10 protein-coding genes are annotated in these 10,381 nt (G+C 66.6%); 3 read left to right on the top strand and 7 right to left on the bottom strand.

Going from position 1 to position 10,381, the window contains the following annotated elements:
• From QMX85_RS22550 to QMX85_RS22535, 4 genes are all read right to left on the bottom strand, one after another.
• Nucleotides 1–830 (bottom strand): ABC transporter permease subunit (locus QMX85_RS22550; protein WP_282344670.1); only part of this gene is annotated, 830 nt, incomplete at its 3' end.
• A 279-nt stretch (nt 831–1,109) separates the two neighbouring features.
• Entirely contained in the window at nt 1,110–2,120 is a 1,011-nt protein-coding gene (locus tag QMX85_RS22545; protein ID WP_282344668.1) for an ABC transporter permease subunit, read from the bottom strand.
• A gap of 79 nt (nt 2,121–2,199) precedes the next feature.
• Complete coding sequence (locus QMX85_RS22540) at nt 2,200–3,804, bottom strand: ABC transporter substrate-binding protein (RefSeq protein ID WP_282344666.1); 1,605 nt, start codon at nt 3,802–3,804, stop codon at nt 2,200–2,202.
• A gap of 129 nt (nt 3,805–3,933) precedes the next feature.
• A complete protein-coding gene (locus QMX85_RS22535; protein WP_282344664.1) occupies nt 3,934–4,641 on the bottom strand; it encodes an SIMPL domain-containing protein in 708 nt (235 codons plus the stop codon).
• A gap of 255 nt (nt 4,642–4,896) precedes the next feature.
• On the opposite strand from QMX85_RS22535, the gene QMX85_RS22530 reads away from it, so the two are divergent.
• The 3 genes from QMX85_RS22530 to QMX85_RS22520 all read left to right on the top strand — a co-directional run bounded on the left by QMX85_RS22530 (nt 4,897) and on the right by QMX85_RS22520 (nt 7,828).
• Nucleotides 4,897–6,156 carry an ATP-binding protein gene (locus QMX85_RS22530; protein ID WP_282344662.1) on the top strand — a complete coding sequence of 420 codons (1,260 nt, stop codon included), beginning with the start codon at nt 4,897–4,899 and terminating at the stop codon, nt 6,154–6,156.
• 31 nt (nt 6,157–6,187) lie between these two features.
• A complete protein-coding gene (locus QMX85_RS22525; RefSeq protein ID WP_090226390.1) occupies nt 6,188–6,748 on the top strand; it encodes a response regulator transcription factor in 561 nt (186 codons plus the stop codon).
• 138 nt (nt 6,749–6,886) lie between these two features.
• A complete protein-coding gene (locus tag QMX85_RS22520) occupies nt 6,887–7,828 on the top strand; it encodes an AEC family transporter (RefSeq protein WP_282344660.1) in 942 nt (313 codons plus the stop codon).
• 6 nt (nt 7,829–7,834) lie between these two features.
• Here the strand turns inward: QMX85_RS22520 and QMX85_RS22515 are convergent, their stop codons facing one another.
• The 3 genes from QMX85_RS22515 to gatB form a co-directional block, all read right to left on the bottom strand.
• Complete coding sequence (locus QMX85_RS22515) at nt 7,835–8,212, bottom strand: carboxymuconolactone decarboxylase family protein (RefSeq protein ID WP_273232493.1); 378 nt, start codon at nt 8,210–8,212, stop codon at nt 7,835–7,837.
• Between the two features lie 29 nt (nt 8,213–8,241).
• Nucleotides 8,242–8,640: a septal ring lytic transglycosylase RlpA family protein gene (locus QMX85_RS22510; protein WP_282344657.1), complete on the bottom strand. Its 399-nt coding sequence runs from the start codon at nt 8,638–8,640 to the stop codon at nt 8,242–8,244.
• Nucleotides 8,641–8,783: 143 nt separating this feature from the next.
• Nucleotides 8,784–10,232: an Asp-tRNA(Asn)/Glu-tRNA(Gln) amidotransferase subunit GatB gene (gatB, locus tag QMX85_RS22505; RefSeq protein WP_282344655.1), complete on the bottom strand. Its 1,449-nt coding sequence runs from the start codon at nt 10,230–10,232 to the stop codon at nt 8,784–8,786.
• Nucleotides 10,233–10,381: the final 149 nt, after the last annotated feature.

Below are 10,381 nucleotides of genomic sequence, written 5' to 3'. Positions count from 1 at the left end.
AGGGTCAGGCCCGGCAACGAAACCACCCACCCGGCGCGCTCTATGTAGGCGCGCGCCGACGCCAGCATGGTGCCCCACTCGGGCGTCGGCGGTTGCACGCCGAGGCCGAGAAAGCCCAGCGCGGCGGCGTCGAGGATCGCCGAGGAGAAACTCAGCGTTGCCTGCACGATCAGCGGCGCCATGCAGTTCGGCAGCACGGTGACGAACATCAGCCGCGGCAGCCCGGCCCCGGCCAGGCGCGCGGCGGTGACGTAGTCGCGTTGTACCTCGACCATCACCGCGGCGCGGGTCAGGCGCACGTACGCGGGCAGCGAGACGATGGCGATCGCGATCACCGTGTTGATCAGTCCGGCGCCGAGGATGGCGACGATGGCCACCGCCAGCAGCAGCGACGGCAGCGCCAGCATGATGTCCATCAAACGCATGATCGACGGGCCGAGCAGGCGCGGGGAGAAGCCGGCGAGCAGGCCGAGCAGCACGCCGGGGATCAGCGACATCACCACCGAGGCCAGGCCGATCAGCAACGACAGGCGTGCGCCGTGTATCAGCCGCGAAAGCAGGTCGCGGCCCAGCTCGTCGGTGCCGAGGAGGAACTGCGCCTGGCCGGCGTCCAGCCAGGCCGGCGGGGTGAGCAGGAAGTCACGGTACTGCTCGCTGGGGTCGTGGGGCGCGACCCAGGGCGCGAACAGCGCGCAGAAGACGATCAGCAAGAGGAACGCCAGCCCCCCCAGCGCGCCCCGGTTGCTGGCGAACGCCTTGCAGAACTCGCGGAACGGCGAGGGGTAGAGCAGGCTCGAGTCGGTGGCCGCCAGCGGCGTGGATTCAGCCATGCGCGACCTCGCGAAGTGCTTGTGCCTGGACGAACGAGGTCGCCAAGCGCCCGTCCCGTAGGGTGGATGACGCTTCACCCATCCACCGTTGCGGAGTTTCGTTGGTGGATAAATAGAGCGTCATCCAACCTGCGTTTTCAGCCGTCGAGGCGAACCCGTTCGCCAACCGCTCGGCAGGGCTGGCCCATCGTAGGGTGGATGACGCTTCATCCCTCCACCGTTGCGGCGTTTCGAGGGTGGACGAAGAAGGTGGCATCCGCCCTGCGTGTTTAACACTGTTCATCGTTGATGCCTTATCCGCGGATTGACCAGCCCGTAGAGGATATCCACCACGAAGTTCACCAGGATCACCAGGCAGGCGATCAGCAGTATGCCGTTTTGCACCACCGGGTAGTCGCGCGCGCCGATCGCCTCGATCAGCCACTTGCCGATACCCGGCCAGGAAAAGATGGTTTCGGTGAGCACCGCGCCGGCGAGCAATGCGCCGACCTGCAGGCCGAACACCGTGAGCACCGGGATCAGCGCGTTACGCAGCGCATGCACGACCACCACGCGGGTCGGCGACAGGCCCTTGGCGCGCGCGGTGCGCACGTAATCCTCGCGCAGCACCTCGAGCATCGCCGAGCGGGTCATCCGCGCGATCACCGCCAGTGGGATGGTGCCGAGCACGATGGCCGGCAGGATCAGGTGGCGCAGCGCGTCGAGGAACGCACCGTCCTCGTCGCTGAGCAGGGTGTCGATGAGCATGAAGCCGGTGACCGGCGGGACGTCGAAGAGCAGGTCGAGGCGGTCCGACACCGGCGTCCAGCCCAGGTACACCGAGAAGAACATGATCAGGACCAGCCCCCACCAGAAGATCGGCATCGAATAGCCGGTGAGCGCCAGGCCCATCACCCCGTGATCGAACGCCGATCCGCGCTTGAGCGCGGCGATCATCCCGGCGAGCAGGCCGAGCACGCTGGCGAAGATCAGCGCGGCGAGCGACAGCTCCAGGGTCGCCGGGAACAGCGCGAGGAACTCGTGCCAGACGCTCTCCTGGTTGCGCAGCGACTGGCCGAGATCGCCGTGCGCGAGGTCGCCGATGTAATCGAGGTATTGCGCGTAGAGCGGCTTGTCCAGGCCGAGGCGGTGCATGGCTTCGGCGTGCATCTGCGGGTCGATGCGGCGTTCGCCCATCATCACTTCCACCGGATCGCCGGGAATCAGGCGGATCAGCGCGAAGGTCAGCAGGGTGACGCCGAAGAACGTCGGGATCAGCAAGCCCAGCCGGCGGGCGATGAAGGACAGCATGCTAGGTAGGCGCTCTCATCAGGTCGGGCATCGGTCAGGCGCTCCGGTTGCAATCGCGGTGATGACGCGGGAGCGCTGCCTAGGGTGCATAGCGCACCCTGGCGTAATTGTTCGAGCCCAGGGGGCTGAGGACGAAGCCTTGCACATCCCGGCGCTGCACGGCGAACTGTTTGGGGTAGGCCAGCGGCAGCCAGGGCGCCTGCTGGGTGAAGATCCCCAGCGCCTGGCGGTACAGCGCGGCGCGCTGGGCCTGGTCGCTCAGGCCGCGGGCGCGGGCGATCAGCGCGTCGAATTCGGCGTTGCACCAGCCGGCCTGGTTCTCCCCGGACTTCGCCGCGGCGCACGACAGGTTCGGCGTGAGAAAATTGTCCGGGTCGCCGTTGTCGCCGCTCCAGCCCATGAACACCAGGTCGTGCTCGCCGTTCTTCGCGCGCTTGATCAGCTCGCCCCACTCGAACACCCGCACCTCGGCCTGCACGCCGATGGCGGCCAGGTCGGCCTGCAGCATCTGCGCGCCGATGCCCGGATTGGGGTTGGTCGGGCCGCCGCCGGGACGGGTCCAGATGCTCAGCCTGAAGCCGTCGGCATGTCCGGCTTCCGCCAGCAGCTGCCGTGCGCGCTGCGGATCGTACGGCCAGCCGGCGAGCGTTTCGTCCTGGCCCCAGAGCGTCGGCGGATACGGCGCCACCGCCGGGCTGGCATTGCCCTCGCCGAACTGCGCGCGCAGGTAGGCCGGCTTGTCGAAGGCCAGGTTGATCGCCTGGCGCACGCGCGGATCGTCGAGCGGCGGATGGCGCACGTTGAGGGCGATGTAGGCGACCATCAGCGAATCCAGCTCGAGCACTTTCAGTTCCGGCTCGCTCCTCAACTGGGCGATGTCGGTGGGCCGCGGGTACACGGCGATCTGGCAGTCGCCGGCCTTGAGCTTCTGCTGGCGCACGTTCGGATCAGGCGTGATGGCGAAGATCAGCCGGTCCATCGGCGGCGCGCCGTCCCAGTAGTCCGGGTTGCCGCGAAAGCGGATCTGCGCGTCCTTGGCGTAGCGCTCGAAGATGAACGGTCCGGTGCCGATCGGCTCGCTGTTGAGCTTCTCCGGCGTGCCGGCGGCAAGCAGTTGCGCGGCATACTCGGCCGAGTAGATCGAGGCGAAGCCCATCGCCAGGTCGGCGAGGAAGGGCGCTTCGGGGTGGCGCAGGACGAAGCGCACCTGGTAGTCGTCGAGCTTTTCGATGCGCTCGATCAGGTCGCCGAAGGCCATCGATTCGAAATACGGGAAGCCGCGTGGCGACAGCGCGTGCCACGGATGCTGCGGGTCGAGCTGGCGCTGGAAGCTCCAGAGCACGTCGTCGGCATTGAAGTCGCGGCTCGGGGTGAAGGTCTTGCTGCGGTGGAACTTCACCCCGCGGCGTAGCTGCAGGGTGTAGCTCAGGCCGTCGTCGGAGACCTGCCAGCTCTGCGCAAGCCCCGGTTGCAGCTCGGTGCTGCCTGGCGCGAAGCGGATCAGCCGGTCGAACAGGGTTTCCGCCGAGGCATCGGCGGTCACCGCCGCGGTGTACTGGACGATGTCGAAGCCTTCCGGGCTGGCTTCGCTGCACACCACCAGGCTGCTCGGCGCCGCACTGGCTGCCGCACTGAGCAGGCAAACCACGAACAGGGCGGCGCGGGAGCGGCGGCGTGGGGACATGGACGGTTCTCTCCGGAGCGCTGTACGTACGGCCACTCTACCTGGCGACGCCCATTGCGTCGCAATCATGCGGCGTACCGAGTGGCGTGTCCGTATCGACGCTGCAACCGGCCGCCGGACGACGCCGGATCAGGGCATCTGCACTTCGATGACGCCGTCGGCGCTGACGGTCACCTGGCTGGTGCCGGCTTCGATTTCAGGCGTCGGCGCGGCATCGCGCATCGCGCCTTTCATCGCCATCGCGTACATCGGCCGCGGCGCCTGGAAGCCGTTGCTGCTCAGGTTGAGGCTGACGATCTTGTAGGAGGAGCCGCCCAGCGCTTCGCTGGTCAGTTGGGCGCGCTCGCGGAAGGCGGCGACCGATTCCTTGAGCAGCGCGTCTTCGTTCTTCTTGCGCAACGGATCGGAGATGCTGAAGTTCATTCCGGCCATCTTCAGGTCTTTGAGCAACTCGCCGGTGAGCTTGGACAGGGCGGCGAAATCCGAGCTTTCCAGGCGCAGTTCGGCACGTTCGCGCCAGCCGGTGATCTGCTGACCCTTGTCGTCGTAGATCGGGTAGCTGTTGCGGCTGCCCAGGCTGGTTTCCACGGCCTTGACCTTGCGCGCCTCGGCCAGCGAGGCGTTGATCGAGGTGGTGATGCCGGCGGCCAGCTTGGCCGGGTCGCTGTCCTGGGCTTCGCTGTAGAGCGTCACCAGCATGCGGTCGTGGGCGACTTCGCTGCTCACCTCGGCATGCAGGGAAACCTGGTTGTAGTGCAGTTCGTCGGCGTGCGCGGGCAGCGCCACCAGTGCACCAAACAGGGCGAACAGCGCGACGGGGGAGGAAACGGCAGACATGCATGACTCCTTGATGGGGGGGCGCAAGCGGCGCCTTGACGACGGTTCAGACCATCGATGCGCCGCCATGTTCTGGCTTGCTGTGCGCAGCGGCGGTTACGCCAGCATGCCGCAGGCAGGCGTCGGTTCCAACAGGCGGCGCCGGGGGATTCGTTTCAGCGAATGCCTCAGGTTCCGGCGAATCTGTGGTGCGTTGCCGCACGCAGTGGGCACCAGGTCGGGCTTGGTATACTCCGCCGCTCATCTGGAGTGACCATGCTAGCCCCTGTCCAATTGCTCTCCGCCAGCCGCCAGAACCTCTGGCGCCTGATCCTGATCCGGGTCCTCGTGCTGGCGGCCCAGGCCGGCTCCGTGGGTTTCGCCTACGCCACCGACATCCTTCCGCTGCCCTGGGTCGAGCTCAGCGTCACGCTGATGATTTCCGCGGCGTTCTGCGTTCTGGCCGCCCTGCGCCTGCGCGCGCCCTGGCCGGTGACCGAGCTGGAATACGCCGTCCAGCTGGCCTGCGACATGATCATCCACAGCCTGCTGCTGTTCTATTCGGGCGGCTCGACCAACCCCTTCGTGTCCTATTACCTGGTGCCCCTGACCATCGCCGCGGCGATCCTGCCGTGGCTCTACTCGATGGTGCTCAGCGGGCTGGCGCTCAGTTGCTACACGGTCCTGCTGATCTGGTACGAACCGCTGCACCTGAATGTCGAGCACGAGGCGATGATCATCAGCCTGCACCTGTTCGGCATGTGGTTGAACTTCGCGCTGTCGGCGGCGTTCATCACCTTCTTCGTGGTCAAGATGGCAGGGGCGCTGCGTCGTCAGGACCAGTTGCAGGCCGAACGGCGCGAGGAGGGCATGCGCGACGAGCAGCTGCTGGCCGTCGCCACCCAGGCCGCCGGCGCGGCCCACGAGCTGGGCACGCCGCTGGCGACCATGAGCGTGCTGATCAAGGAGCTGCGCATCGAGCACAAGAACCCGCTGCTGCAGGAAGACCTGGCGGTTCTGCAGGAGCAGGTCCAGCTGTGCAAGGACACCCTGCAGCAACTGGTTCGCGCCGCCGAAGCTGACCGCCGTCAAGCCGTCCAGGAACAGACTGCGCTTGAATGGCTCGAAGCGGTGCTGCGTCGTTGGCACCTGATGCGCCCGGAGGCCAGCTATCGCTTCCAGTGCATCGGCCAGGGCGCCGCGCCGCGGGTGCTGCCGCCGCCGGATCTGACCCAGGCGCTGCTCAACCTGTTGAACAACGCCGCGGATGCCTGCCCGGACGACCTGGATATCCAGCTCGGCTGGGACATCCAATGGATCGAGCTGAGCATTCGCGACCATGGTGCCGGCGTGCCACTGGCCATCGCCGAGCAACTGGGCAAGCCCTTCTTCACCACCAAGGGCAGGGGCTTCGGCCTCGGATTGTTCCTCAGCCAGGCCAGCGTCACCCGTGCCGGCGGCACGGTTAAACTTTACAACCATGAAGACGGCGGCACGCTCACCGAGCTGCGCCTGCCGCGCCGCTACAGCCTGTGACGAACGGGCGCCAGCATTTGAGGAGTGGAAGATGAGCGAGGAATCCCTGTTCGACGGCGAGGAGCAGCCCCACCTGCTGTTGGTGGACGATGACGCCACCTTCACCCGTGTGATGGCGCGTGCCATGACACGACGCGGCCTGCGCGTCAGCGTTGCAGGCTCCGCCGAGGAAGGCCTGGCCATCGCCAAGCAGGACCTGCCCGACTACGCGGTGCTCGACCTGAAGATGGAGGGCGAGTCCGGCCTGGTCCTGCTGCCGAAGATGCTCGAGCTGGACCCGGAAATGAAGGTGCTGATCCTCACCGGCTACTCGAGCATCGCCACCGCCGTCGAGGCGATCAAGCGCGGCGCCAGCAACTACCTGTGCAAACCCGCGGATGCCGACGACGTGCTCACCGCGATGCTCTCCGAGCATGCCGACCTGGAAAACCTGGTGCCGGAAAACCCGATGTCGGTCGACCGCCTGCAGTGGGAGCACATCCAGCGTGTGCTCGCCGAGCACGACAACAACATCTCCGCCACCGCGCGGGCGCTGGGCATGCACCGGCGCACCCTGCAGCGCAAGCTGCAGAAGCGTCCGGTTCGACGCTGAATACCCTGCAACACCGAAGAGCGCCGCGAGGCGCTCTTTTCATTTGTACGCCTGGCCGAGATGAAACGACGCACGGGAAACGCTAGGGAAGGGTGCGGGCATGTATCATTAGCCGCCTAAGTACTTGCGTGAGCCGACATGTTCGCACTCCTCCATGAAACCCTGAACATCACCGCACCGGTGTTCGCGATGCTCTTCGTCGGCGTGTTGCTGCGGCGCGTGCAACTGATCGATGCCGCGTTCGTCAACACTGCGTCCTCACTGGTGTTCAACGCGACGATGCCGACCCTGCTGTTCCTCGGCATCGTCGAAGCCGACCTGAGCCAGGCGATGCAACCCAAGCTGCTTGGCTATTTCGCCGCCGCCACGCTGGGCGGGTTCCTGCTGGCCTGGGGCTGGGCGATCCTGCGCTGTCCGCGCGAGGATCGCGGCGTGTATACGCAAGGCGCGTTTCGCGGCAACAACGGCATCATCGGCCTGGCGCTCGCCACCAGCATGTACGGCGACTACGGTCTGTCGCTGGGCGGCGTACTCGCTGGCGCGGTGATCCTGTTCTACAACAGCCTCTCGTCGGTGGTGCTGGCGGTCTACAGCCCCGTGGCCAAGGCCGATGTCTGGAGCCTGACCAAGAGCATCCTGCGCAACCCGCTGATCATCGGCGTGCTGGCCGCGATCCCGTTCGCCTACTTCCATATCCGCCTGCCGGCCTGGGCGATGACGTCCGGGCACTACTTCGCGCAGATGACCATGCCGCTGGCGCTGATCTGCATCGGCGGCACGCTGTCGCTGGACTCGCTGCGCGCAAGCAGCCGCCTGGCGATCGGTTCGAGTTCGCTGAAGATGATCTGGGTGCCGTTCTTCAGCACCCTGGGCGCCTACCTGTGCGGCTTCCGCGGCGCCGATCTGGGCGTGCTGTTCCTCTACTTCGCCAGTCCCACCGCGGCGGCCAGTTTCGTCATGGCTCGGGCCATGGGCGGCAACCATGAACTCGCCGCGGCGATCATCGTCATCACCACGCTGGCGGCGGTGGTGACCACCAACGTCGGGCTGCTGGTCCTGCAGTCGGCGGGAGTGATCTGAGGCGGATCAGGCCTTGGGCACGTAGTCGTCGATGACTTCCTGGGCGGCGCGGAAAGCGTCGATGGCCGCCGGGACGCCGGCGTAGACCGCGCAGTGCAGCAGCGCTTCGCGGATTTCTTCCACCGTACAGCCGTTGTTCAGCGCGCCGCGCACGTGGCCTTTCAGCTCCTGCGGACATTTCAGGGCGGTGAGCGTGGCCAGGGTGATCAGGCTTCGCGTCTGCCGCGACAGGCCGTCGCGAGCCCAGACCGAACCCCAGGCGTTCTGGTTGACGAAGTCCTGCAACGGCTGGCTGAACTCGGTGGCGTTGTTCAGTGCGCGATCGACGTAGGCGTCGCCCATCACTTCGCGGCGAATGCGTTCGCCATTGTCCCGTTCGTTCATGTGGGTCTCCGGTTGGCTCGATGAAGCGCTCAGTCTAGGGCTTCCACGCGGACCTTGGCGACGCCGCTGTCGAGCATGCCGAGGGCTTCGGCGGCTTTCTTCGAGAGGTCGATCAGGCGCCGCCGGGAAACCGGGCCGCGGTCGTTGATGGTCACCACCACCTGGTGCTGGTTGGCCAGGTTGGTTACCCGCACCTGTGTGCCGAACGGCAGGCTGCGGTGTGCGGCGGTGAGGGCGTTCTGGTCGAAGGCGTCGCCGCTGGCCGTGCGTTTGCCGTGGTGGCGCGCGCCGTAGTAGGAGGCCTGGCCGGTTTCGCTGTAGCCGGTGGCGCTGGTGGCGGATGATCCGGGGCGAGTGACACCGCGATCGAGGCTGGAGCAGCCGGCGAGCAGCAGTGCGGAGATCATCAGGCAGGCGGTTCGGCGCATCGGTCGCTCCATGCGGCGGGCGCTGCCCGCGATCCTTAGGGATACCCGACGGCGCGCCGGGCTTCGCACTATGACCGCTGCGCGATGAGACAAATTCCACGAAACCTCTCCGGGTGCAGCGACTCGCCCGGAGAGGCAACGTTTCAGCCTTCCAGCTTCTTCTTCAGCAGCTCGTTGACCTGGCCGGGATTGGCCTTGCCCTTGCTCGCCTTCATCGCCTGGCCGACGAAGAAGCCGAACATCTTGCCGCGCTTGGCCACGTCGCTGGCGCGGTACTGCTCGACCTGTTCGGCGTTGGCGGCCAGCACTTCGTCGAGCATCTTCTCGATGGCGCCGGAATCGGTGACCTGCTTGAGACCCTTCTTCTCGATGACCTCATCGGCCGTCGCGCCTTCGCCGGCCGCCAGGGCCTCGAAGACCATCTTGGCGAGCTTGCCGGAGAGGGTGTTGTCCTTGATCCGCAGGATCATCCCGCCCAGTTGCTCGGCCGAAACCGGCGACTGCTCGATCTCCAGGCCATCCTTGTTGAGCAGGCTGGAGAGCTCGCCCATCACCCAGTTGGCGGCCAGCTTGGCGTCGCCGCTGACGTGCTGCACCTGCTCGAAGTAGTCGGCCAGTTCACGGCTGGCGGAGAGCACGCTGGCGTCGTACACGGAGAGGCCGAAGGCGGCCTGGAAGCGCTCGCGCTTCTGCGTCGGCAATTCCGGCAGGGTGGCCCGCACGGCAGCGAGGAAGCTCGGCTCGATGACCACCGGCAGCAGGTCCGGATCGGGGAAGTAACGGTAGTCGTTGGCTTCCTCCTTGCTGCGCATGGAGCGGGTCTGATCCTTGTTCGGGTCGTACAGGCGCGTTTCCTGGACCACCTTGCCGCCGTCCTCGATCAGTTCGATCTGGCGCTGCACCTCGTGATTGATCGCCTTCTCGATGAAGCGGAACGAGTTGACGTTCTTGATCTCGGCGCGGGTTCCGAACTCGGCCTGGCCCTTGGGCCGCACCGAGACGTTGCAATCGCAGCGCAGCGAACCTTCGGCCATGTTGCCGTCGCAGATGCCCAGGTAGCGCACCAGCGCGTGGATCGCCTTGGCGTAGGCCACGGCTTCCTTGGCCGAGCGGATGTCGGGCTCGGAGACGATTTCCAGCAGCGGCGTGCCGGCGCGGTTGAGGTCGATCCCGCTCATGCCGTGGAAGTCTTCGTGCAGGCTCTTGCCGGCGTCTTCCTCGAGGTGCGCGCGGGTGATGCCGACGCGCTTGAGGGTGCCGTCCTCGAGGGTGATGTCGAGGAAGCCCTTGCCGACGATGGGCAGCTCCATCTGGCTGATCTGGTAGCCCTTGGGCAGGTCGGGATAGAAGTAGTTCTTGCGCGCGAAGACGTTGCGCGCGCCGATCTCGGCGTCGATCGCCAGGCCGAACTTGCAGGCCATGCGCACCGCTTCCTCGTTGAGCACCGGCAGAACGCCGGGCATGCCGAGGTCGACCAGGCTGGCCTGGGTGTTCGGCTCGGCGCCGAAGGTGGTGGCGCTGGCGGAGAATATCTTCGATTGGGTGGCGAGCTGTGCGTGGATTTCCAGCCCGATCACGGTTTCCCATTGCATGTTCAATATCCCTCAAATGTTTTGCGGTCTGCCCCCTCTCCCGTTTGCGGGAGAGGGTTGGGGAGAGGGTGGCGGGCCGGGGGGGGCGGCCCCCCCCCCCCCCCCCCCCCCCCCGAGGAGGGCGGGGGGGGGGTGGGCCGCCGCCGGGG

This window comes from Pseudomonas sp. PS02288 (assembly GCF_029959715.1).
Taxonomy (GTDB): domain Bacteria; phylum Pseudomonadota; class Gammaproteobacteria; order Pseudomonadales; family Pseudomonadaceae; genus Pseudomonas_O; species Pseudomonas_O kuykendallii.
The sequence above is the reverse complement of the archived record's forward strand: the minus strand, read 5'-3'. Positions and strand labels throughout refer to the sequence as shown.

Excerpts from the sequence above, each read along its gene's own strand:
- QMX85_RS22545 (WP_282344668.1), bottom strand. The coding sequence starts at position 2,120 with ATGCTGTCCTTCATCGCCCGCCGGCTGGGCTTGCTGATCCCGACGTTC.
- QMX85_RS22540 (WP_282344666.1), bottom strand. The coding sequence starts at position 3,804 with ATGTCCCCACGCCGCCGCTCCCGCGCCGCCCTGTTCGTGGTTTGCCTG.
- QMX85_RS22535 (WP_282344664.1), bottom strand. The coding sequence starts at position 4,641 with ATGTCTGCCGTTTCCTCCCCCGTCGCGCTGTTCGCCCTGTTTGGTGCA.
- QMX85_RS22530 (WP_282344662.1), top strand. The coding sequence starts at position 4,897 with ATGCTAGCCCCTGTCCAATTGCTCTCCGCCAGCCGCCAGAACCTCTGG.
- QMX85_RS22525 (WP_090226390.1), top strand. The coding sequence starts at position 6,188 with ATGAGCGAGGAATCCCTGTTCGACGGCGAGGAGCAGCCCCACCTGCTG.
- QMX85_RS22520 (WP_282344660.1), top strand. The coding sequence starts at position 6,887 with ATGTTCGCACTCCTCCATGAAACCCTGAACATCACCGCACCGGTGTTC.
- QMX85_RS22515 (WP_273232493.1), bottom strand. The coding sequence starts at position 8,212 with ATGAACGAACGGGACAATGGCGAACGCATTCGCCGCGAAGTGATGGGC.
- QMX85_RS22510 (WP_282344657.1), bottom strand. The coding sequence starts at position 8,640 with ATGCGCCGAACCGCCTGCCTGATGATCTCCGCACTGCTGCTCGCCGGC.
- gatB (WP_282344655.1), bottom strand. The coding sequence starts at position 10,232 with ATGCAATGGGAAACCGTGATCGGGCTGGAAATCCACGCACAGCTCGCC.